At 72.2% G+C, this 22,105-nt stretch carries 21 protein-coding genes and 3 pseudogenes; 17 read left to right on the top strand and 7 right to left on the bottom strand.

From position 1 onward, the window contains the following. Nucleotides 1-40: 40 nt before the first annotated feature. Entirely contained in the window at nucleotides 41-1,540 is a 1,500-nt protein-coding gene (locus ACWG52_RS39750) for an MFS transporter (RefSeq protein ID WP_389815712.1), read from the bottom strand. Nucleotides 1,541-2,197: 657 nt separating this feature from the next. On the opposite strand from ACWG52_RS39750, the gene ACWG52_RS39745 reads away from it, so the two are divergent. The 3 genes from ACWG52_RS39745 to ACWG52_RS39735 all read left to right on the top strand — a co-directional run bounded on the left by ACWG52_RS39745 (nucleotide 2,198) and on the right by ACWG52_RS39735 (nucleotide 4,606). After that, a complete protein-coding gene (locus ACWG52_RS39745) occupies nucleotides 2,198-2,641 on the top strand; it encodes a hypothetical protein (RefSeq protein WP_453129217.1) in 444 nt (147 codons plus the stop codon). A gap of 364 nt (nucleotides 2,642-3,005) precedes the next feature. Then, nucleotides 3,006-3,665 carry a maleylpyruvate isomerase N-terminal domain-containing protein gene (locus tag ACWG52_RS39740; RefSeq protein WP_453129216.1) on the top strand — a complete coding sequence of 220 codons (660 nt, stop codon included), beginning with the start codon at nucleotides 3,006-3,008 and terminating at the stop codon, nucleotides 3,663-3,665. A 182-nt stretch (nucleotides 3,666-3,847) separates the two neighbouring features. Further along, on the top strand, nucleotides 3,848-4,606 hold the full coding sequence (locus ACWG52_RS39735; protein ID WP_389815704.1) for a tetratricopeptide repeat protein: 759 nt from the start codon (nucleotides 3,848-3,850) through the stop codon (nucleotides 4,604-4,606). Between the two features lie 58 nt (nucleotides 4,607-4,664). On the opposite strand, the gene ACWG52_RS39730 is transcribed toward ACWG52_RS39735, so the two are convergent. Together ACWG52_RS39730 and ACWG52_RS39725 are read right to left on the bottom strand one after the other, a co-directional pair. Continuing rightward, entirely contained in the window at nucleotides 4,665-5,258 is a 594-nt protein-coding gene (locus tag ACWG52_RS39730; protein ID WP_390141124.1) for a phosphohydrolase, read from the bottom strand. Nucleotides 5,259-5,498: 240 nt separating this feature from the next. Beyond that, on the bottom strand, nucleotides 5,499-6,773 hold the full coding sequence (locus ACWG52_RS39725) for a DUF1266 domain-containing protein (protein ID WP_453129213.1): 1,275 nt from the start codon (nucleotides 6,771-6,773) through the stop codon (nucleotides 5,499-5,501). Between the two features lie 983 nt (nucleotides 6,774-7,756). Here ACWG52_RS39725 and ACWG52_RS39720 point away from each other — a divergent pair. Continuing rightward, a complete protein-coding gene (locus tag ACWG52_RS39720) occupies nucleotides 7,757-8,260 on the top strand; it encodes a hypothetical protein (RefSeq protein ID WP_389815696.1) in 504 nt (167 codons plus the stop codon). Nucleotides 8,261-9,188: 928 nt separating this feature from the next. Then, nucleotides 9,189-9,803, top strand: coding sequence for a tetratricopeptide repeat protein (locus ACWG52_RS39715; RefSeq protein WP_389815693.1), 615 nt, complete (start codon nucleotides 9,189-9,191; stop codon nucleotides 9,801-9,803). Nucleotides 9,804-9,855: 52 nt separating this feature from the next. Here ACWG52_RS39715 and ACWG52_RS39710 read toward each other — a convergent pair whose 3' ends face one another. After that, entirely contained in the window at nucleotides 9,856-9,996 is a 141-nt protein-coding gene (locus ACWG52_RS39710) for a hypothetical protein (protein WP_389815691.1), read from the bottom strand. Nucleotides 9,997-10,000: 4 nt separating this feature from the next. Between ACWG52_RS39710 and ACWG52_RS39705 the strand changes: the two are divergent. From ACWG52_RS39705 to ACWG52_RS39695, 3 genes and pseudogenes are all read left to right on the top strand, one after another. Continuing rightward, nucleotides 10,001-10,273 (top strand): annotated as a pseudogene (locus ACWG52_RS39705) (ATP-binding protein); the annotation flags it as partial. A 559-nt stretch (nucleotides 10,274-10,832) separates the two neighbouring features. Then, nucleotides 10,833-11,303, top strand: coding sequence for a lamin tail domain-containing protein (locus ACWG52_RS39700; protein WP_389815686.1), 471 nt, complete (start codon nucleotides 10,833-10,835; stop codon nucleotides 11,301-11,303). Between the two features lie 427 nt (nucleotides 11,304-11,730). Then, a pseudogene (locus tag ACWG52_RS39695) lies at nucleotides 11,731-11,967 on the top strand (SDR family oxidoreductase); the annotation flags it as partial. A 286-nt stretch (nucleotides 11,968-12,253) separates the two neighbouring features. Here the strand turns inward: ACWG52_RS39695 and ACWG52_RS39690 are convergent. Beyond that, entirely contained in the window at nucleotides 12,254-12,631 is a 378-nt protein-coding gene (locus ACWG52_RS39690) for a winged helix-turn-helix transcriptional regulator (RefSeq protein WP_389815684.1), read from the bottom strand. A gap of 76 nt (nucleotides 12,632-12,707) precedes the next feature. On the opposite strand from ACWG52_RS39690, the gene ACWG52_RS39685 reads away from it, so the two are divergent. The 7 genes from ACWG52_RS39685 to ACWG52_RS39655 all read left to right on the top strand — a co-directional run bounded on the left by ACWG52_RS39685 (nucleotide 12,708) and on the right by ACWG52_RS39655 (nucleotide 20,608). Beyond that, nucleotides 12,708-13,118: a RidA family protein gene (locus tag ACWG52_RS39685; protein WP_389815680.1), complete on the top strand. Its 411-nt coding sequence runs from the start codon at nucleotides 12,708-12,710 to the stop codon at nucleotides 13,116-13,118. A 378-nt stretch (nucleotides 13,119-13,496) separates the two neighbouring features. Further along, complete coding sequence (gene fabG / locus ACWG52_RS39680) at nucleotides 13,497-14,282, top strand: 3-oxoacyl-ACP reductase FabG (RefSeq protein ID WP_389815677.1); 786 nt, start codon at nucleotides 13,497-13,499, stop codon at nucleotides 14,280-14,282. Nucleotides 14,283-14,896: 614 nt separating this feature from the next. Next, nucleotides 14,897-15,820 carry an endonuclease/exonuclease/phosphatase family protein gene (locus ACWG52_RS39675; RefSeq protein ID WP_389815881.1) on the top strand — a complete coding sequence of 308 codons (924 nt, stop codon included), beginning with the start codon at nucleotides 14,897-14,899 and terminating at the stop codon, nucleotides 15,818-15,820. Nucleotides 15,821-15,868: 48 nt separating this feature from the next. Next, complete coding sequence (gene cseB / locus ACWG52_RS39670; RefSeq protein WP_389815675.1) at nucleotides 15,869-16,657, top strand: two-component system response regulator CseB; 789 nt, start codon at nucleotides 15,869-15,871, stop codon at nucleotides 16,655-16,657. A gap of 16 nt (nucleotides 16,658-16,673) precedes the next feature. After that, entirely contained in the window at nucleotides 16,674-17,948 is a 1,275-nt protein-coding gene (locus tag ACWG52_RS39665) for a sensor histidine kinase (protein WP_453129210.1), read from the top strand. Between the two features lie 9 nt (nucleotides 17,949-17,957). Continuing rightward, on the top strand, nucleotides 17,958-19,106 hold the full coding sequence (locus ACWG52_RS39660) for an Imm49 family immunity protein (RefSeq protein ID WP_453129208.1): 1,149 nt from the start codon (nucleotides 17,958-17,960) through the stop codon (nucleotides 19,104-19,106). A 1,046-nt stretch (nucleotides 19,107-20,152) separates the two neighbouring features. Continuing rightward, nucleotides 20,153-20,608 carry a hypothetical protein gene (locus ACWG52_RS39655; RefSeq protein WP_453129207.1) on the top strand — a complete coding sequence of 152 codons (456 nt, stop codon included), beginning with the start codon at nucleotides 20,153-20,155 and terminating at the stop codon, nucleotides 20,606-20,608. Nucleotides 20,609-20,665: 57 nt separating this feature from the next. Here the strand turns inward: ACWG52_RS39655 and ACWG52_RS39650 are convergent, their stop codons facing one another. Then, nucleotides 20,666-20,821 (bottom strand): hypothetical protein, encoded by a 156-nt coding sequence (locus tag ACWG52_RS39650; protein ID WP_390141145.1) that lies wholly within the window; start codon nucleotides 20,819-20,821, stop codon nucleotides 20,666-20,668. Between the two features lie 4 nt (nucleotides 20,822-20,825). Here ACWG52_RS39650 and ACWG52_RS39645 point away from each other — a divergent pair, with 4 nt between their 5' ends. Both ACWG52_RS39645 and ACWG52_RS39640 read left to right on the top strand, forming a co-directional pair. Then, entirely contained in the window at nucleotides 20,826-21,146 is a 321-nt protein-coding gene (locus ACWG52_RS39645; RefSeq protein WP_390141147.1) for a hypothetical protein, read from the top strand. A 125-nt stretch (nucleotides 21,147-21,271) separates the two neighbouring features. After that, a pseudogene (locus ACWG52_RS39640) lies at nucleotides 21,272-21,448 on the top strand (HNH endonuclease); the annotation flags it as partial. 102 nt (nucleotides 21,449-21,550) lie between these two features. Here ACWG52_RS39640 and ACWG52_RS39635 read toward each other — a convergent pair. Further along, complete coding sequence (locus ACWG52_RS39635; RefSeq protein ID WP_390141149.1) at nucleotides 21,551-22,012, bottom strand: hypothetical protein; 462 nt, start codon at nucleotides 22,010-22,012, stop codon at nucleotides 21,551-21,553. Nucleotides 22,013-22,105: the final 93 nt, after the last annotated feature.

Raw genomic sequence — 22,105 nt, 5'->3', positions numbered from 1 at the left:
CATCCGGCGGCGACGGGGGAGCGCCCGGCCGGCCGCGTCGTCACCGGTCCCCGACGGGGACGGTGTGCGCGTGCGAGGCGGCGGCCGCCCCGTACGCCTTCGGCCCGGCCCGGCGACGACGGGCGCGAACCGCCAGCACGGACAGCACCATGCCCACCCCGCACGCGATCGCGAGGAGCAGACACGCGGCGGACAGGCCCGCCGCCAGCGCGTCCGCCGCCCCGTCCCCGGCCGAGCTCCGTGACGAGCCCACCGTCGCGTCGACCGTCGCCACCGCCGCCGTGAACGCGGCCGCACCGATGTAGCGCGCCATGTTCGAGATGCCGGACGCCGCCCCGACGTCGTCGGCGGACACCGACGAGGTGGACGCCGAACTCGCCGGACCGTTGACGAGTCCCAGGCCGGCCGCCAGCAGCACGAGCGGCAGCACGAACGCCCCGTACCGCCAGTCGCCCTGGACGAACACCAGCAGCACGCAGCCGCCCGTCGCCGCGGCGAAGCCGAGCGCGATCACCGCTGCGATGCCCACCCGCTGGACCGCCCGGGGCACGAGCGGGGTGACCGCGATCAGGCCCACCGTCGCCGGCAGCGTGGCCAGGCCCGCCTCCAGCGGACTCAGCGCGAGCGTGGCGGGGTTCTGGAAGTAGAGGCTGACCAGGTACATCAGACCGTTGATCACACCTGCGCTCAGCAGGATCCCGATCGTCGCCCCGATCAGTACCCGCTCCTTCAACAGCCGCAGGTCCACCAGCGGTGCCTCGACCCGCCGCTCCACCGCGACGAACGCCACCGCCGCCACGAACGCCAGCGCGAAGCACCCCAGGACCGCGGCCGACGTCCAGCCCCACTGCGAGCCCTCGCTGAGCGCGAGCAGCGCCGGCGCGAGCACCGTGGCGATCAGCACCGTCCCGGCGAAGTCGATCGAGCGACTGCGATCGGGATCCCGGGACTCGGCGACGCCCTTCAGCGTGACCGGTACGCAGGCCAGCGCGATCGCCGCGTCGATCCAGAACAGGCCCTGCCAGCCCGTGCCGTCCACCAGCACACCGCCGACCAACGGTCCGGCCGCGGCCCCGACCGCCGACGCACCGCCCCACCACGTCACCGCCCGCACCTGCCCCGCCCCGGAGGTCGACACGGACAGCAGACTCATCCCGCACGCCAGGATCGTCGCCCCCGCCGCCCCTTGGACCGCCCGGCCCGCGATCACCCCCGCGCCGCCGCCGGACAGCGCGATCAGCACGCACGAGGCGATGAACAGCCCCAGGCCGCCCAGGAACACCAGCCGGCGCCCGAACACGTCGCCCAACGCCCCCGAGGTGACGATCACCGCCGCACCGACCAGCGAATAGCCGGTGACGGCCCACTGCAGGGTGTCCAGCGACGTGCCGGTGTCCGCGCTGATCGCGGGAAGCAGGATGCTCACCGCCGACGTGTTCGCGTTGACCACCAGGGTCGAGACGCAGGTCGCGATCAGCACGGCGGTCGGCGCCGCCAGGCCGGCATCACCGGGCACCGCACCACCAGGTCGAAGATCCACACAGGCAGGTTCACACGCCCCGCACCACCCCGCAGCCCGGGACGACGACACGCGGAGGGCACGACGACTCCGAACCGGCCGGTCCACGTACGACCGGACGCTCCCACGGAGCCCGGTACCCGACGGCATCCGGTCCCGGGCCCGCCCGGGCATCGACGCCTACGACGACCGGGCAGGGCACGGGCGCGACCCGGCCGGAACGCCGGCAGGGACTCCTGCCTGGACGTGTCCGCCGGGCACCGGGGCGGCGGACCGCCCGGGACCCCGTCCCCAATATCCTGAGCCGATGTACGAAACCGCAGCCGCTCCGGCAGCCGCCCGCCGGCCGCTCGCCGCGTCCGCGGAGACCGACTGGCTGCGGGAACTGGCCGACGACGACGGACTCACCGGGTTCATGCCGCCCGCGCTGCCCGACGCGGCCTGGGTGCTCCACTCCGTGTACGAACACGAACTCGCGCCGTTCGACATGTCGTACACCGCATACCGGCGGGCCTTCCTGAACAGCAGGAGCACCGACCCCGAGATCGTCCCGGGCCTGGACCCCGCGGAGGTGTTCACCGATCCCTCGAACACCTCCGCCCCGTCCCGGGGCGAGCACCCCGGACCACGTCGGCGCCGCCTGCGCTGGGCGGAACTCGCCCGCCGGACCGGAGATCCGTGGCCGCCGAGGGCCGCCTGCCCTGCCACACGTCCTTCCCGTCGCTCCGCGAGCAGGACGGCCGGCCGCTGGGCATCACCGGCCCGTCCGAGGGCCGCCTCGGCCGCGCCGACTGGGACCGGCTGATCGAGATCCTCACCGAGCACAGCCCGCAGGGCGCGGACACCCGCTGCCTCGCCTACTACACCCCGCTGGGCCAAGGCGCCGACGACTTCGAGAACCTCCACGTCCGCGCCGGCCGGCTCGCGGACGCCAAGGCCCTGTACGACCACCCCGACGAGGAGTGGTGGACCCCGTCCAACCTCTGGGCCCACGAACGTTCCTGGGTCCTGTGCACGGACCACGACCTGTGGGCCACCAAGCTCGCCGGCCCGACCCCCCTGGTCGAAGCCCTCCTCGACGACTCGCAGATCGAAGCCGTACGACTGCCCTGGGACCACTGACCCACCCACCCTGCGGCAGCGGCAGCACAGCCCGACGTGACGGCCTGCTGCCCCGAGCCCAGCTCCCGGACGGCTTCCGGGCACTGACGCGGCAGGCCGACTCGGCACCGCACCCTTCACGACGGTCGGACCGGAGCAGGTGCCCGACGGCGACGGCGACGGCGAGGACCGGTCCGGCCAGGAACCCCTCGACCGGTACCCACCCACCAGGCCGGACCGCCGCGATCACGGACCCCCTCCGCCCCCGCGCGGCGCCGCCCCACCTGCACGGACACCTTCGGCACCGGTACCCACGGACACTCGGTCCCACGGCACGGGACCCGAAGAGGTGGCCGCCGCGGCGACGCCGCACTACGGTGCGGACGTGGACCTCTTCTCCCGTTCCTGGACGGCGTTGCTCACGGCGGTCGCCGAGATCCCGGACCGGGACTTCGCGCGCCCGTCGGGCTGCGCCGGCTGGCTCGTAAGGGACCTCGTGTGTCACCTGGTCATCGATGCCCAGGACGTCCTGATCACCCTCGCCACCCCCGCCGCGACCGAGCCGACCGTCGACGCGGTGACCTACTGGCACGTCCAGGACCACCCCCCGACCGGCGAGGACCCGCTCGACGCCCTCACCGTCCGGCTGGCCGCCGCGTACGGGGACCCGCACCTGCTCCGCTTCCACCTCGACGACGTCGGCTCCGCCGCCGGCCGCGCGGCCCGACTCGCCGACCCGCACGCCCGGGTGGGCACCCGCGACGAGGTCCTCACCGTGGCCGACTACCTCGGCGCGTACGTCCTGGAGTGGACGCTGCACCACCTCGACCTCGTCGCCCACCTCCCCGACGCGCGGACCCGGCCGCCCGAGGAGGGCCTGGCCCGCTCCCGCACCATGCTGGAGAAGATCGCCCGAGCCGCGTTCCCCACCTCGTTCACCGACCGGGACGCACTCCTGATCGGCACCGGCCGCCGCCCGCCCACCGACGCCCAGCGGAGCGAACTGCGCGCCACGGCAGGCAGATTCCCCCTCACCCTGGCCTGACCCGCCGGGCCCACCGCCCGTTCCCCGGCTCTCCACGCCTGCCGGGACGTGACCCGCGAACGAAGACCTGTTCGAGCCGGAACGTATTCTCGCTGTTCATGACGTTGCGAAACCGGTCGTGGGGCGTGTCCCGCTGGATTGCATGGGCGAGGGGTGCCGCCTCGCCGTGGCACGACGCAGCCATGGACGACGCCCACCGCCTCCTTCGGGAGGGTCGGTTCGAGGCGGCGGAGGAACGGGCGCGGGCCGCCGTCGCGAAACGTGAGGGTGCGCGGGGGCGCGACCGGCGGCCCATGGCCGTCCGACAGGCCAGGTACTACGCGATCTGGGCGGCAGCCCTCCACGGCCGCGGGGCGTCGGTGCTGCCCGAACTCGAAGACCTGATCGCCGACCTGGAGCCACCGACCGACGCGAGCCCGCTCCTGCTGAGGGCCCGGCTGACCCGCGCGTGGGTGCTGATCGACGAAGCCCGGCCCGCAGAGGCGCAGTCCGAGGCCGAGGCCGTCCTGCGGGTGTTGACACGGACCAAGTACGTGACCGATGTCTGGGAGCTGGAACTGATCGCCCTGGTGTGCATGGCCGACGTCCTGTGCGCGCTGGACCGGCACGAGGAGGCGGAGACGATCGCCCGTGGGCATCTGCCACGGGCCCCGGAGCACTTCGCGTTCGGCCTGCACCTCTCGTTGCTCCACAGTCTGTCGGGCCAGGGGCGCCATCAGGAGGCCCTGGACGAGTGCGACGTACACCACCCGGATTCGTCTCCCGCCGACTTCGGAGCGCACGAGTTCGCCACCGCCGTCGCCCTGCACGGCCTGGGCCGCCACGACGAGGCGAAGGAGCAGGCCCGGCGGGCGCTGACCGCATGCGAACGCCACCTCCATCCCGACCACCCACGGGTGGGCGAGATCGGGGCGCTGCTCGCGCGCATGGCCGCCGCCTGACGCAGGCTCTCCATCTCCGAAGCCGCGGCGAAGTGACGGCCGGCGCCGCCTCGGACCCTCAGCCGTGGATCGGGAACGACGCCTGGAACGCCAGACGTTCGTCGGCGGTGTCGCCGATGCGCGTGAGAATCCCGTCGAGCGCGAGGAACTCCTCCCATGCCGCCCGGCCGGTCGCCTCGGCCAGTCGTGCCACGACGAGGTCTTCCAGGTCCGGGACGCGTCTGTTCTTCCAGATCTTGTCGGCGAGGCTGACCAGCAGGTCCTCCAGGCCGACCCGCGCGTCCCTCCACGAGGCGTGGGTCGCGGCGAAGCGGGCCAACTCCGGGCTGATGCCGTGACCGATCAGAAGAGCCTGCCCGGCCTCCTCGTGCGCCGATCCGGGCCCGGACAGCTCATCGAGGTGCACCGTCTTTCCCACGTCGTGCGTGGCGGCCCCGAAGAGCACGGCCTCGCGGTCGAAGACCACGGTGGGGGAGTGCCGTTCCACCCAGTCGATCAACTGGTGCGCGACATCGTGGACGGCGCGCAGGTGAGCTGCCAGTCGCGGCGGGCTTCCCAGCTCCGACAGGAGCTCCGCGACGCGATCCGGCAGAAGGAGCAGCGGCTGATCGAGAGTGTCGTTCATGGCTCTCGACAGGAGGGTGTCGGGCATCACCGCGCCAGGGTAACGAGGCGCAGTTCGACGGCCCCTGGTGGCAGGCCGTCCACGCCGCCGCGGTCGCCGGAAGGGCGGGTTTCTCTCCGGCGTCACGGACCGGTCCGTCCGAGCCCGTGAAACTGGACGGTTCGCGGGACCGGTCTTCCACCGACCACGGCGGCCCTGTCCAGCGGCCCGTACACCCTCCTCAGGGCCCGAGGGGAGCGGGCCCGCGGCGCCGTGGCGGGAACAACCTCAGATCCAAGGGAGCGTGCGCCACGGGCCGGCCGGGTCCGTGGTCAGGGCACGGTGGGTCGCCAGGACCGTCTCGTACCACTCGCCGAACTCCTCCTCGTCGAAGTGGAGGCAGCGGCCCAGGATGTAGGCGGCCGAGAAGTCCTCCCACGAAAGGTAGTTGAGCTGGACGAGACGGCCCGCCCGGACCACGGCCGCCTCCGCCTCCTGAAGGGAGCACAGGCGCGCGGCGAGTCCCCAGCGGGCCATGGCGGAGGCCCGGCCGTAGTCCCAGGCCTCGACGCTCCGGATGAAACCCCCCTCGGGCAGCAGCCCGTCGGCGCGGAACCGCGCCTCGTAGCGGGCGATGCGGCCGATCAGTCGCTGACGGCCGGTCACCTCGCCCTCCAGCTCCGCGGCGGTGACGGTACGGCCCGGGGTGACGCCGTCCGCGGTCAGGCGGGGTTCGGCCACGGCCTCGGCTTGCCGGCGCACCACGTTCTCCGCGGCCTGGCGCCAGTGGTCGACGTCGACGGGGCCCGCGAAGTCCAGGGCCATGGCGCGGCGCAGTTGCAGGACGGACTCCCAGACCCCGCTGACCATCGAGGCGCTCAGCAGCTGTTCCTGCGTCTCCTGCCAGTCCTCGCGGGTGATGACGCCCCACCAGCGTTCCAGCGTGCGCTTCTCGCCGCGGTAACCGCAGCCGTGGTAGGCCATCGCGTTCCAGTAGCGCCCGTTGCGCACGTTGATGTGCGCGCCGGCCGCCAGACCGAACGCGACGGGGCCGGTGCGCGGGCCGCCCACCTCCAGGGTGTGGACCACGTCCCGGGCCGGCCCCGGCCGTTCGACCGGGGCGGAGTGACGCTGCCACAGGGCGCGGCCCTCCGGCCCGGCCGGCAGGACGCCCTCGCAGGGGCTGCCGGGGTTGACGACGAGGTAGGGCGGGTCGTCCTGGTTCCAGACCTCCGCGAACCAGCCCAGGTCGTAGCAGTTGTAGACCGGGTCGGCGACGGGCGGCGGCAGCATGCCGCCGGTGTAGACGGCCAGGCACATGGTCCGGGTCTGCGGGTTCCAGTAAGGGTGGAAGCGGGTGCTGCTCCCGTTCGCGTCGACGTACGCCCGCGACTGCATCATGTACAGGTCGGCCCGTGCGACGAGGTCGTAGTACGCGGGCCAGTCGCCGCGCGCCTTCGCCTCGTACAGCCCCCGCTCGACCGCGCTCGGCGCCTGCCAGCCCTGCGCCGATGCCGTCGGACCGGGCAGGACTCCTCCCTCGTGACCTGTTGTCAAGCTCATGGGTGAACCCTAGAGGCTGGTCGGATGCGGTCGGTGTGCCGGTCCCGCCGGGCGAGGTCCGACCGGGGGAGGTCGTCGAGGCGCCGGACCACCACCGCCGACGGACCGCACGTCGACGCGCTGCGCGGGTCGGAACGTCCGCCGAAACCCCGCGGGGCGAGCCTCGGCCGAGCACGCGCCCCGGGCCCTGCCCCCTCCTTGGCCCCGTACCGGGAGAGGGCCGGCCACGGCAAGGGGTTCGCCGGGAGTCGGCCCGACGAACTTCGGACAGCCGGACGAGGCAGTGGCGGAGGCCCTCCGCGAGGCCCCCGTCGATGTACGCGACATGCTCCCGGCCTGCGCCGACCGCCTCACGTTCCGACGCCCGGTCCGAGACAGACCACCCGGGATTTCGTCCTGGCCCGGTAGAACGCGCGGAGGGCCGAAGCACACGCCGAGCGGGGCGAGGGACCTCGCATGTGGCGGCATCTCCATGGTGGTTCGGTCGGGTGCGGCAGGCGGGCGGTGCGACCGACGGGTCCGTGCCGAGCGTGGTCAGGGTTCGGCAGGCCGGGCGCCGCGGTCACGTCGGGGAGGCGGCGGGCGAGTGTGGCCAGGAGGCGCCCGGCGTCACCGTGGCCGCGTCGGGCGGTCTCGGCCACCAGGGACCGTGCCTCGTCCGTCCACGCCGCCGCCACGGTCGGCTCTCCCCGGCGCAGAGCCTTCGATCCGAGCAGGTGGAGCGAGTGCGCCCGTTCCTCGACCTCCTTCTTCGGCGCGCGAGCGGCCAAGCGGCTGGGGGACGCGCACGGGTGGGGCGAAAGCGATGACGACACCAAGATCGACCAGCACGACACCGGCGTCGCCCGGAACCTCGCCGTGCGGAACTGGTGGAGCATGCTGCGGTGGGGTACTACTCAGGCATCTTCTGGTGGAGCCTCTCCTAGGATGCGCTCGTAATCCACCAACAAGGTCTACCTGAAGACGAGATGGCCATGAACCCCATGAGCACGACACGATCCCCGCGTCACGGGATGTATCTGGGCCTGGCCGCCACCCTCGGCCTCGCCTTGCTCGCGGGGTCGCTGTACGTGCTCTTCTACGGGGCGGAAGGCTCGTGCGAGGAGGCGAGGGCGGCCGAGCGCATGGCCCAGGCCTCGGCCGCGGCGCCCGCCGCCCCGGCCGGTGCCACGCCCGTGGCGGAACGGACCGGCGTGGAGTGCATGGACGACAGCGGCGATCCCTGGGTCGCCGCGGACAGCGGCTACACCCACGACCTGGACGCCCGCGCATTGGCCGCCCACTACTGGGACACCGCGGGCAAGGAAGGATGGAAGGCGGTCGGCACCCGGGCCCAGGCCCCGGACCGGCTCCGGAGCGGTTTCGGCATGTGCTTCCAGAAGGAAGTTGCCGGTCAGCCGGCCCTGCTTCGGGTGGGGGCCGACGGACCGAAGGAGTACACGGTGACCGTGGAGTCCGCTCTGGACGGATCCACGATCGCCTGCTGAACCGCCGACAGCGCACCGAGGCGCCCGCCCGCCCCGCCTGTGCCACTGTCGGTGGCGGCCGTTAGGATCCGCTGTTTGTTCGATCAAGGCAAGCAGTGGGGGCGTACCGGGAATGAGTGGGCAACTGAGAGAGACCGCATCGGAGTTGGCGGGTCTCCTCTGGCGGGAGCACACCGTCTACCGGGACCGCGCCGGCGGTGTCGTGATACGCGGGGAGCATGTCCAGCGTTGGATCAGCCTGGCCCCTACCGGCGGGCGGGACGAGGTGCTCGTGCGGGCCGGGAGGATCCTCGACGGCGGTACGACGGCCCCCGCTCGCGTCGAGGCGGTGGCGCGCCTGTGTGCCGGGAGCGGTGAGCTGGCCGCGGTCTGCCGCCGCCTGCTGTCCGAGACCGCCGTCACCCCGACGGCTCTGCCGCGTGGGAGCCGGAGCGTACAGGGGAAGCGGCGCGGGCGGGCCGGCACGCGGGGCAGGCATACCAGCCTTGCGTCCTGGGGGGTTGTCGCCGCTGTGGTCGCGGTCATCGGCCTCTGTCTTGCGAGCACGACGGGAAGGATCTGACGGCCGGAGCGGCGATCGGACTTCCGCCGACCACCAGCCGGTCCGGGCACGAACAGCGGCCGGCGGGTGGAGCAACCGTCGTTGCCGACGCCGCCGAGCGGGGTGACGACACCGGGCGGCTCTCGGGCCTACCGGTTCGACTCCACCACCTGTGGGGCGGGTGGGCCCACGCCCGGGACGGCATGGGCGAGAGGTGCTGCGGCGCCGTGGCACCAAGCGGCTTTCGACGATGCCCACCGCCTTGTGGGGGAGGGCTCGTTCGAGGCTGCGGAGGCGCGGGCGCGGGCTGTCGTAGCTGCTCGTGAGGGTGTGCGGGGGCGCGATCGGCGGCCTGTGGCTGTCTGGCAGGGCAGGTACTACGCCACTGTGGCGGCTGTCCTCCACGGGCGCGGGGCAATGGTGCCGGCCGAACTGGAAGGCCTGATCGCCGGCCTGGAACAGCTGACCGGCGCGAGCGCGCTGCTGCTGAGGGCCCGGCTGTTCCGTGCGTGGGTGCTGATCGAGGAGGGCAGGCCTGCGGAGGCGGAGGCCGAGGCCAAGTCCGTCCTGCGGGTGTTGACACGGACCATGTACGTGACCGATGTCTGGGAGCTGGAACTGTGTGCTCTGGTGTGCTTGGGCGATGCCCTGTGCGCGCTGGACCGGCACGAGGAGGCGGAGACGATCGCCCGTGGGCATCTGCCGCGGGCCGAGGGACACCTCGCGTTCGGTCTGCATCTTCTCCTGCTTCACAGTCTGTCCGGCCAGGGGCGTCATCAGGAGGCCTTGGCCGAGTCCGGTAGGCGCCACCCCGAGTCGTCTCCCGCCGACTCCGGAGCGCACGCGCTCGCCACGGCCGTCGCCCTGCACGGCCTGGGCCGCCACGACGAGGCGAGGGAAGAGGCCCGACGGGCGCTGACCGCCTGTGAACGTCACCTCCACCCCGGCCATCACCGCGTGGGCGAGGTCCGGGCGCTGCTCGCCCTCATGGCCTCTGCCTGACACGGCAGATGCCACTCGGCCCGGGCCGGCCGTCCCCGGCGCGCCTCCCGGGCTACGGGTGCCCGGAGCCGGAAGAGGTCCGCCCGTACGCCGTGAAGTTCTCCGAGGCGGGCAGGCGCCCGCTCGGCAGCGGTACGGCCACGAACGCAAGCGCGGCGAGCTCGGGCACCTCGCCGTTCGCCAGGGTGCCCACGTCCCGTGAACCGGTACGGCCCGACGTGCTCGTCCTCGACGACTTCGCCGTGCGCCGGCTCGGTGCGTCCCAGGCTGATGACCTCCACGACCTTGTCGGCGAGCGACAGGGCAGGTCCCTGACCACCACCGGCAACCGGGCGCCCAGCGACTGGCATCCGCTCTTCCCCGACCCCGTCGTCGCCGAGTCACTCCTGGACCGTTCGATCGGCACGTCCCGGTCGGCGGTGGCTGGTCCGCGGGGAGGGTGGTCCGGTCGAGCGGGTACTCGGCCGCGCCCCGACCCCACCCTGTCGACCACACGATCGGCCGGGCCCGCCGGCCGGCCCGCAGCCCCCGGCTGCCGCTCCCGCCGCGCCCTCGTACCGGGATGCGCCGAAAGCGGTACCGGACCCGCCCCAGCAGCTCCGGCGACGAGGGACGCGCAGCCCAGGCCGAAATACCGACCCGCCGAAGTGCGACTCGTGTGCGATTCACGGACTTGCATGCGAAGAATTCAGCAGAACGACTGTTACTTGATCGGCTGGTCCGGGCGGGTGAGGCGGGGGAGGAGTGCGCCTGGTGGTGCGCCGGAGCGTGTCGACCCTGATGTCCGGTTTGTGGGGCGGGTGGGTGTAGCGGTCAGTGAATGTCAGGGGCACGCTCGGGCGGAATGCGTGCATCCGGAAAGCGACTGTGACGGATATGTCCGTGTCCGGTAACCGGCGTCGGCGGGGGCTGCCGCAGCAGCCGTGTCGGGTCGAGAGTGTGGCCCTCGGCTCATCCGGGCCGACACCGCAAGCGCTTCCACCACCGTGTTTCGGCTGGTGGGGCGCTGTTCTTGAGGGAGCGTCACCCATGTCTTCTGCTTCTTCCTCCGTACGCCGTATCGCCGCCACCGTCCTGGCGGCCGGCGCCGTCGTCGGTGCGGCCGCGCTGCCGGCGGCCGCGCACGACGGTGACCGTCACCACCAGCAGCGGTCGCGGGTGGAGATCAGCCGGGTCCAGGCCGACAGCCCCGGACGCGAGGACCGCTCCAACCGGTCCCTGAACGCCGAGTGGGTGGAGATCACCAACACCACCCGTGACCGCATCAACCTCCGTGGCTGGACGCTGCGCGACCGCGAGGGCAACCGCTACCGCTTCGACAACGTCCGCATCGCCCCCCGCGCCACCATCCGTATCCACACCGGCCACGGCCGTGACACCCGCACCGACCTCTTCCAGGACCGCCGCGACTACGTCTGGGACAACAACTCCGACACCGCCACCCTCCGCGACGACCGCGGCCGCACCGTCGACACCGAGACCTGGGGCCGCCGCCGCTAGGACCGCGACCGCGGGCCCCGCACGATGTCGGGGTCCCGCGTGACATGACCGCACGGGCCGTCCCCCCCACCGAGGGATGACGGCCCGTACTGCTGCGCACAGGGGACGGCGTCGAGGCGGGGTGTCGGTGGTGGGGGAGAGCCTGGGGACATGAGGGCCGGTATCGCGCCCGAAGGCCCGCACACGGCCGTCGACGGGTTGTGCGAGGACATCCGGGGCGCCCTCGGAGAGTGGGTGCCCCGGATGCTGGGCGTCCACGTCCACCGGAGGGTGTCGGGGCCGGCCGAGGTGGCGCGGCCGGTCGGTGCGGTCGCGGACGCCGCCGAGATCACGGTGCTGCCCGGCGACGGTGCGACCGCGCAGGCCGAACTGCACGCGGCGGCCGCCGGATCCTCCACGGCTGCGGCTGCAGCGGCGACGGATGTGGCAGTCACGGGAGCGCCGATTCCGGGTCAACGTACTCAGCCCGGGACCCACACGGACCCCTGCCCTGCTGCGCGCCACGGGGCCGGACGCCGACCGGTTCGCCGAGGCCGTCGTGCCACTGGGACGCCTGGCCGACGCCGAGGAGATCGCCGAGGCCGCCCTCTTCCTGGCCTCGGACGCCTCCTCGTTCGTCACCGGCGCCGAACTCTTCGCCGACGGCGGCTACACCCGGGCCTGAAAAGCCGGCCGACGGTGCGCCCCGCCTCCCTTGGGGCGACGGGGCGCACCATCGGCCGCCTGCGTGCGTCGCGCGAGGCCCGGACGCTGCCGGCTGCCCGCTGTCGACGTCGGCTGCCGACAACGCCTTCGGGTCGACAGGCGGGGACGGTCGCGGTGATGGTCGTGCCGCTGCGGTCGAAACGGATGAAGGTGGAGGGGGCGAGGGTTTCGACCGCCCGCCCTCCGAAGCGGGACCGGTGGCGACGGAGAGGGGTCGGACCTGCGACGTGTGGCCCCAGGAGGGGTCAGACGCCGCCCTCCGCTTCTTCCCGCGTCTCGAATCTTTCACGCGCGCGTTCGATGGCGGGCATGTTCTGCGAGGCCCATGCCAGCAGTACGTCGACGGGCGGCCGGAGGGTCTTGCCGAGGGGTGAGATCCGGTACCTGACCGCCACGGGGCGGGTGGAGACGACCTCGCGCTCGATCACACCGTTGCGTTCGAGCCGCCGAAGCGTCGCGGTCAGCGACTTCTGCGTGACCTGAGGAATGGCCCGGCGCAATTCGTTGAAGCGGCACGGGCGTTCGCAGAGCTCGTTGAGGATGCTGAGCGACCACTTGTCGAGGATCTGGTCGAGCAGTTCGCGGTGCGGGGCGTCGATGCGGAGTTCGTCGGCGGTATCCATGGCGAAACCTGGTCTCGTTGAAGTGTCCTTCTTCCACTAGGTAGCTTACAGATACCTACTTCGAGGAGAGGAACCCATGACTGTTCAGCACTTCACCCCAAAGGGCATGCTGCAGCCGGTCCCGTACCACCACGTCGCCGTAGGCACCGGCGCCAAGCACGTCCACGTCAGCGGCCAGATCGCGCGCCAGGCCGACGGGACTCCGGTCGCGCCCGACGATCTGGCCGGGCAGGTCGCCCAGGCGCTGCGCAACACAGCGATCGGGCTGGAGGGCGCGGGCGCGTCGTTCGCGGACGTGCTGCGTCTGACCTTCTACGTGACCCGGTGGAGCCCGGAGAAGATCGGCGACCTCATGGCCGGCGTGGAGGCCGTCGCCGAGGAGATCGGCCTCCGGCTTCCCATGCCCCCGGCTTCCCTCATCGGCGTCGAGTACCTCTTCGAGCCGGACGTCCTCGTCGAGGTCGAGGCGACCGCGCTCCTGGACTGACCCCTTCGAAAGACCGAAGTCCCCACCGGGCCGACGATCGCCACACAGGTGTCGGCCGGGGCCGCAGGCACAGCGCCACGCACCGGTTCCGCCTCGATGACCCGTGGCCGGACCTGGCCGACGACCCAGCCGGCGAGGACACGTCGTCCGGCTGGTCCACCGACGAGGACGCGGACGCGCCGGCCGCCCTGGCGGCCGTACCGGTCCCGCCGGCCCGCGCGCCTCGCGCCTCCCGTGCCGAACCCACGTCACCCGCGGTCTCGAATTCATCCGTTCAGGGATGGAAAGCGCCCCTATGCCGGACATCTCACTACGGTGGTCACCGTCCCGGCCGATCCGGCATCGGGATCGGAACGACGGCGGGGCGAGGTAAGGCACATGACGACGACCCACTGGCAGGACCGGTCAGTGGGCGGGACGCGGGGAATCGGGAGGGGGATCGCCGAGCTGTTCGCCCGGCGCGGCACGTCCGTCCTGCTGACCGGCCGCACCCAGTCCGTCGCCACCGAAGTGGCACGCCAGGTCGTCGGGGCCACCGGGGGCCGGGTCTCGGGCATGGGCGTGGACCTCCGCGACCCGCAGGCGATCGAGGACATGGCGGCCGAGGCCGAGGAACGCCACGGGCACCTCGACGTGCTCTGCTCGAACGCCGGTATCTTCCCCGAGAAACCGCTCGGCGAGATGACGGCGGCCGATGTCGACGAGGTCCTGGCCGTCAACCTGCGCGGGACGATCCTGGCGGCCAGGGCCTGCGTGCCCGCCATGCGGCGGGCGGGCCGGGGCCGCATCGTACTCACCTCGTCGATCACCGGCCCCACCACGGGATACACGGGATGGTCGCACTACGGGGCGAGCAAGGCCGGCCAGTTGGGGTTCCTTCGCGGTGCCGCTCTGGAGCCGGCCCCCCACGCCATCACGGTCAACGCCGTACTGCCCGGCAACGTCCGCACCGAGGGCCTGGCGGAACCGGGCGAGCCCTATCTGCGCCGGACGGCCGCCTCGATCCCGCTGGGCCGGCTCGGGGAGACCGCGGACATCGCGCACGCGGTGCTCTTCCTCGCCTCGGACGAGGCCGCGTTCATCACCGGCCAGACCCTCACCGTCGACGGCGGCCAAACCCTCCCGGAGTCCCTCGACGCCTTCACCCCCGCCCCCACCTCCTGACCAGGGCCACCACCCCATCCACCAGGACAAGCGCCTCTGGGGGTGTGCTCCGGCGTCCGGGCGGGCGGGTGGTTCACCTTGCCGGGGCACCTTGAGACGGTGGAGGCCGCGGCCGCCCGGCACCGAGCGAGGAGCACCGGGCACAGACGAAAGCCGCCGACGCCGCCGTCCTGCTGCCCGAGGCAGCCGGTCCGACCAGCACCCACCCCGCCCCCGGCGACGAAGCCGCACACCGGTCGAACGATGCGCACCGCACACCGCGGCCTGCCCGCCGCCGGGCCCGATACCGGTGCACCGGTCCGGCCACGCCCTGACCCCGACCGGCCGGGCCATGACCTTTCAGCGCGATCGACGGCTCGGCGGGCACGAGCACAACATCAGGCTGCCCCGCACGACCGATACCCAGCCGAAACGCAACTGCGGGCCCCTCGAAAGGCTCTCCTGACGCCCTGGAAGCGCGCCTCTCCCAGGCTTTCCCGGTACCGGATCACCGGCTCACGAGACACCGGAAGGCAAATGCCGTGCTGAGCACTCCGTACCGTTCCGAAGCCACCAGGAAAGCGGAGCCGCCCGCCCCGCCTCCACCTCCGCCCACCAACCGCTACCGCCTACGCCTGCCCACCGGCCGTGACCGCGGCTCGCTGATCGCCGCCGGCGCAGCGTGCGCGGCCCTGACCATGGCCCTGCACACCAGAATCCCGAACGGGGCCGTCAACCTCGGCAGCCTGTTCCAGACCTTCCTCCCCTGGACCGGACTGAGCATCCCCGTCCTCCTCGCAGCGGCGGCGGTACGCCGCTCCCGACTCGCGGCCGTCGCCGTCCTGGCCCCCCTGACCGTCTGGGGCCTCCTTTTCGGCGGGACCCTCACCGACAAACGATCCGGCAACGGGAACTTCACCGTGGTGAGCCACAACGTGGACGAGGACAACCCCGATCCGGCACGCACCGCCCGAGCGCTCGCCGCATCGGGCGCCGACGTGCTCGCCCTTCAGGAGATGTCCTCGAAGACCACGCCCTTCTACGAACGCGAGCTCGCCGCCCGCTACCCGTACCGCTCCGACACCCTCGGCGTCGGACTGTGGAGCAAGCACCCCCTGAACGACGTGGAAGCGGTCCCGATCATGCCGTGGACACGTGCCGTACGGGCCACCGTCGAGACCCCGCACGGCCCTGTCGCGGTCTACACCGCCCACCTCGCCTCGGTACGCCTGACCCCGAACGCCGGATTCACCACCGACCGCCGCAACGACGCGGCCCGGAAGCTGGCCGCAGCCGTACGGGCGGAGCCGCTGGCCCGGGTCGTCGTGATGGGTGACCTCAACGGAACGGCGGACGACACGACCCTGCGACCGGTGACCTCCCAACTGACCTCCGCGCAGCGCGAGGCGGGCGCCGGCTTCGGCTTCACCTGGCCCGCTCCGTTCCCCATGGTCCGCATCGACCAGATCCTGGTGAAGGGAATGAACACGACCTCCTCGTGGACCCTCCCCACCACCGGCAGCGACCACCTCCCCGTCGCGGCCTCCCTCCGGCTGTGACCGCAGTGACCGCACCGCAGGCCCCACTGACTAGGATGAACCCCACAAATGTCCGTATCCGAGCAGGTAGGTGGCGTGCCGGCACCCCGCGTCCCAGACCCCGTCAGCGTCCTCGTCGTCGAGGACGACGCCACCATCCGCCGCGCCGTACAGCTGTCCCTGGAGCGGTACGGCTATCAGGTCGCGGTGGCCGCGAACGGACTCGACGGCCTGGAGGCGTTCCGGGCCGGCCGGCACGACCTGCTGATCCTGGACGTGATGCTGCCCGAACTCGACGGCATCGGACTGTGCCGCCGGATCCGCGAGCAGAGCCTGGTCCCGGTCCTGATGATGTCCGCACGCGGAGACGCCCTCGACGTGGTCTCCGGACTGGAGGCGGGCGCCGACGACTACGTCGTCAAACCCGTCGACACCCCCGTCCTCGTCGCCCGCATCCGCACACTGCTACGCCGCGCCACCTTCCGGCCCGCCCGACCGCAGACGACTCCGGCGCGCGCGGCCGGACCGGCACACCCCGCAGCCGCCTCCGCCGACACCGGCACGACCCCCGCAGAGCTGGTCTTCGGAGACCTGTCCGTGAACACCCTCGGCCTGGAGGTACACCGGGACGGCCATCCCGTTCCGCTCACCCCCACCGAGCTACGGCTGCTGCTGGAGTTCGCGGCGGCACCCGGCACCGTACTCGACCGCCGCCGACTCCTACGGGACGTGTGGGACTACGGCTGGGAAGGCGACACCCGCGTCGTGGACCTGTGCGTACTACGGCTGCGCAAGAAGATCGGAGCCGGACGCATCGAGACCGTCCGGGGCTTCGGCTACAAACTCGTCCGCGACTGAGGGACCGTCCCCACCCATGGCACTCCTCAACCCGCGCGCCCTGCGCTGGAAGATAGCCGCCCTGACCGCAACCGCCTGCTGCGCCGTGGCCGCCGTGATCGGCGTCCTCGTCCACCAGGCGATGGCCCAGCGAAGCGAACACACCGGCAACGAACGCCTCTCCGCACGCCTGGCAGCCGCGGAGCGCGAGTACACCCGCACGGGCAGCGCACCGCTCGAAGTCGAAGTCCTCACCCCCGAACGGCTCGACGCACCGCTCGCCCGGGCGCTGGCCGCCAAGGACCCGGCCGCCCTGTACGCGACCTGGAACGACCGCAAACCCCCCAACTGGTACTGGATGTGGGCGGCCATGCCCGTCGAGGACGGCCGCGTACTCGTCGCCCGCACGGACATGAGCTCCGAGGTACGCGGCCTCCAACTCCTGGACCGCAGCATCGTCGAAGCCGTGCTCGCCGCCCTCCTGGTCGTCGTACCCCTCGCCGCCCTGGCCACCGAACCGATCAACCGCAGACTGCGCCGGGGATCCCGCACGGCCCGAGCCATCGCCGACGGCGACCTCGACGCCCGGATCGGACCGGGCGGCCGGGCCCGTGACGAGATCACCGAGATGTCCGCAGCCGTGGACGAGATGGCCGCCGCCCTGCAGCACAAGCTGGAGGGCGAACGCCGCTTCACCGCGGACGTCGCGCACGAACTACGCACCCCGCTGATGGGGTTGTCCACCGCAGCCGGTCTCCTCCCGGAGAACGACGAAGCGGCCGAACTCGTCCGGGACCGTGCCCGAGCCCTGAACGCCCTGGTCGAGGACCTCCTGGAAATCTCCCGGCTCGACGCCGGAGCCGAACAAGCCCGGACCGACACGGTGCCGCTGGGCGAACTGGTCACCGACATCGTCCGCCGCACGGGGACGCCGACCGCCGTGGCGATCCGTGCCACCCCGATCCTGGAGACCGACCCGCGCCGGGTGGAACGCATCGTGGTCAACCTCCTCACCAACGCACACCGGCACGGAGCCGACCCCGTCCACGTCACCGTGGAGGCCACCACCACGGGCGCACGGATCCTCGTACGGGACCAAGGGCCCGGCTACCCCACCGCACTGCTCACGGAAGGCCCGCAACGCTTCCGGACGGGAACCCCCGAGCGAGGACGGGGGCACGGACTCGGGCTGACCATCGCGCTCGGCCAGGCGAAGGTCCTCGGCGCCGGACTGACCTTCGCGAACGCCCCTGAAGGAGGCGCGATCGCCACCCTCGACCTCGACGACGGACGCGGTCCGTCCGGTGGCTGAAACGGTGTGATGCCCCATCCCTGCCGGCACTCGGCGACCCGGCAGACCGCGCCGCGACCCGAACGAGCGGCAACCGCACACGCCACCGCCCCCGAGGACCCGGCACCGCTGCGTGCCGCCCGGGTGTGCCGGCCCTGGGCTACGCTCCCGGAGGCGACCGCGAGATCCCCTGCCCCTCACCAGGACGCGTCCGACCAGCAGGAGCTGGACTACGACGAGACGCACGACGCGACCGACACGATCACCGCCCGCACATGGATCGACGCCTTCGAAATCTGCGTCACCGGAGGTCCGGTGCAGGACGGGGAGCAGGCGATCGGCCTGCTCCTGCGCAGAGACTTCGCCCCCGCACTCCACAACAACCTGCCTCACGCCGGCCGGGACTCCGCCTCCGAACCGGACGACCTCGCACACACGGACGTCCTGTGCGCCTACCTGACCCCGGCCCGCGGCCACCTGTCCCAAGACCGGCCACAGGTGACGCCGGCCAAGCCCTCGACGGACGAGCGACCGGACGCCGCCCTCGCCCTCGACGCCGCCCACGCCGTGAGCCCTGACCAGCGCCTGCTGCGCGTCCTGCTGACCGACGATCAGAGCGCGTTCGAGCGGGCCCCGGACGAACGACCGGCCCGGCACCGCGCCGACGTCGGCGAGCATCCCGCGCCCGAAACCCTGCTCCCCTGGGCACGATCGCCCTGGCCGTGCTCGCCGTCCAGGCGCACGGCCGGGACCTGCAGACCAGGTCCGTCCACCTTCCGACCTCGCTTCTCAAGCCGCCCGCCCCCGTCGGCTCCTGACCCGCCACGCCGATCAGGACGACCGCCGGGCGGCCGCCCCACGGTCGTGCCAGTGCGTCGGCTCCGCCGCCGCCTGCTCACCGGCGAGGCCCAGAAGCCGCCCGCCGGGCCCTGGCCGCGACCGCCCGCGACTCCCCGCAGCGCACCGTCCGTACCCCCGCCGCCCTCGCCCCCGGCGATGCGGATCTCCTCGACCGGCTCCACGACACCGGCCCTCCCCGTGCGCGACCGCCTTGACGAGGCGGCGCCCTGGTCGGGCACGCGGTGGTGTCACCCGGGGACCATGCGGACCGCTGTTCCGGCGGGTGTGGTCAGCCGGCGAGACGCTCGCCTACGACCTGCCGCCGCCCCGGGGCAGTGAGCTTCACCCCGTACGTCGCGCCTGCGGGCCGGGTGTTGGCCGAGCGCCGGATCCGGGAGGTCTCCACACTCCTCGACCGCGCCGTACAGGCCGACGCGACCGGTGATGTCGCCGTGCTCGGCGACCTCCTGGCTGCGGCCTGCCGCCCGCAGGCCCGTTGCCGGTACACCCCCCCGCCCCGCCGGTGCGGAGCAGCACAGGGTTCAGCGCTGCTGGCGGCGAGGTGGTCCAGCCGGCGTCGAAGGAGACCAGTGTGGTGCCGCCGTCGGCGTGGTGTGCCGTCAGCGCGATGTCCGTGGCACCGGTGCGGGTGCGGTCCATGCGGTCTCGCATCACGCCCACGCAGAGGCCGGCCCCGCAGGGGCGGAGGAGGAACGGGTTCTCGTCCGGCGGCGGTGTCGAGGTCGGCCTGTGGCATGCGGAAGGTGACCTGGTACGTCTCGTCCAGCACTCCGTGCGACCAGCACCGCAGGTGGGTCGCCCCGTCGGGGATCGGGGCCGGCAGGTAGGCGAAGGCGTCCTTGCAGGGCAGCAATCCGTAGTCGTCCTGGAACACCGCCAGGAGTGGTTCACTCCGTGGGCGGCCTCCAACCTCGTCCATACCCGCACCGTGACGCCTGAGCACGCCGACCACGTGACCAAGGCCCAGGCCGGCGGGCTGCCGTCACGGCTGACACGGACTGAGGACCGGACGGTCATCGATTCCGACCGAACCAAGGCCTGTGGGTCCGCTCCGAGCGTCTCCCGCTCGGTCACGCCAACAGTGCCGACGCATACCTTGGAACCTATTCCGGGACCGCCCGCATCACCAGCGTGGACAAAAAGAAGGGCGACGTGCGAATCCAGTTCACCGTTCACAACCAGAGCGACTGGAACTCCGCCACACACATGATCCGCAGATCCTGGAATCCCTTCTTCACCAAGACCTTCGGCGCCGCCACTACGCAGGACTTCTCGTGGCAGGAGAGAATCCCGCTCAACATGTGCGGATGTTCCGTAAGGCAGAAGCTCACTCACATCGCCAACTCAGAGACTGCGGAGACCACATGCGCGGCCGTCGACTATTCCTCCTGGCATTTGTTTTGCTCCTCTCGGCGTGCGGCGGTTCAGGAGAGAGCAAAGGCACGGCGGAGGCGGGCGACATCGAAGGGGACTGGTCAACGGCAGCCGGCGCCCACCTGTCCTTCGCGGCAGACCACACCTTCACCTCGCAGGGGCTGAAGTTCGACCCTTCGCTCGTGAAGGGCTGCCCCACCGGAACGGGGCGCGGGAGCTGGGGCTTCTATGTGGACAACGGGGCCCCGGGCGGGCTCGTGGCGATGTCAAAGGAAGCAACGGCCGGCGATACGATCGGAGTGAATTTCACCGAAATCCCCCAAGGCGACCGCAGCATCATGCTGAGCGTGCTCAAGAGCAGCGAACTCTGCGTCTCGATGGACTTCGATGAAGTCTGCACCCTCAGCGACCGGTTCACCCGAACCAAGGAAACAACGACTCCGTAAGTCGAGTCGGCATTTCGTGACGGCCCGTCGGTTCATCCGGCGGGCCGTTTCGGCCGTTCAGAGCTCGACGAGCGTGACCTCGGCGGCCCTGAGGCCGGTCCAGATGTCGGAGCCGTCCGCGAGGGCGAGGTCCGCAGTGGCCCGCGGGGTGATCTCGGCGATCAGGTCGGGCGTCCACTCGGACGTGATCAGGATCCGCAGGCGGCTGCCCACGACGGTGATCTCGAGCTCTGGCGCTGGAGGCACATCGACTCGACGGCTGCGCCCGGACGCCGCCCGGCAGGTCGCCGAGCACCTCACCGCGGCCGCACCCGGGCACCCGTGGGAGGGCGTGCGCTTCTCCGCGACGTGGGGGAGCCGCGACGTCCTCGACACCACCCTCGTCCACCCCACCCCGGTCGCCGAAGTCGGCGCCGACCGCGCCATCGACCACGACGGCGTCCACCGCCACCCGCTCCGATTCCAGCGGCTGCGCCTGGACGTGGGGCTCGAAGACGTACCCAGGTCCGGAGAGGGTCCGGCGGCGGCGGCCGGCTGACCGGCCCGGTGCAGTGGCGTTTCGCCGGTGAACCGGCGTGCTCGGGCGGGTGGACCGGGCCAGGGTGACCTGTTGCTGATGGCGCGGCGGCCGGTACAACCGGCCCATGATGATCATGAAATCAGCGGACCTCCTTCCGCCACTGGAACACGGGCGACATCCCGTCCGACGGCTGCAACACCCGCGCGGAGGTGCTCCTGGCCGAGCCGATCGTGTACCCGGAGATCGGGCCGGGCTGCACCTTGACCGGCGGGACCTGGTGGAGCTACTACGACGAGCGGCAGGTGACGCCGGCCGGGGCCCCGATATCGCGGTTCGGGGTCGTCCGTCGCGCGGCCGGTGGGCACCCGAACGCCCCCGTCGGCCGTGGGACTCCGGTGACTTGCGGTGCGGCTGGACAAGTCCTAGGAGGGGACGCAGATGCGGTCGCCGATGCCGCCGAGCCGGAGCGGAGCCGTGGACGTGGTGCCGTCGTGGCTCAGGAGCAACGTGATGCTGCCCTTCGTGTCGTCCGGGAACCACACCGCATACAGGGTCCGGGCACCGTCCGCGACGGTACCGACCCGGCGGACTTCAAGGGGTTCGCCGCCGCAGGTCGCGGAGGTCACCTGCTGGTGGTCGGCAGCGAAGAGACGAACCCATCCATCGGTGAAGAGGGTTGCGATCGGGTCCACCCCGCGCGAGGTGGCGAGGGTCATGGGATCGGTGGCGCAGGCTCGCTCGGAGGATCCGGTCTCGCCGGCCGACGCCCAGCACAGGCGCCGGTCGGACGTCTCCCACACGTAGGCGGCGCCGGTCGGCCAGGCCTCGACCAGCATCAGGCCCTGGGGACCGGGGGCGTCGGGGCCCACTGCCCCCGATGTCATCAGGGTGGTACGGGTCCGGCTGATCACCACGGTCAGGCCCGGAGGTGAGGGAGTTGGCGAGCAATAATTTGAAACTGAACGAAGCCACATAGC

The sequence above is a fragment of the Streptomyces sp. CLCI03 genome, assembly GCF_053615355.1.
The sequence above is the reverse complement of the archived record's forward strand: the minus strand, read 5'-3'. Positions and strand labels throughout refer to the sequence as shown.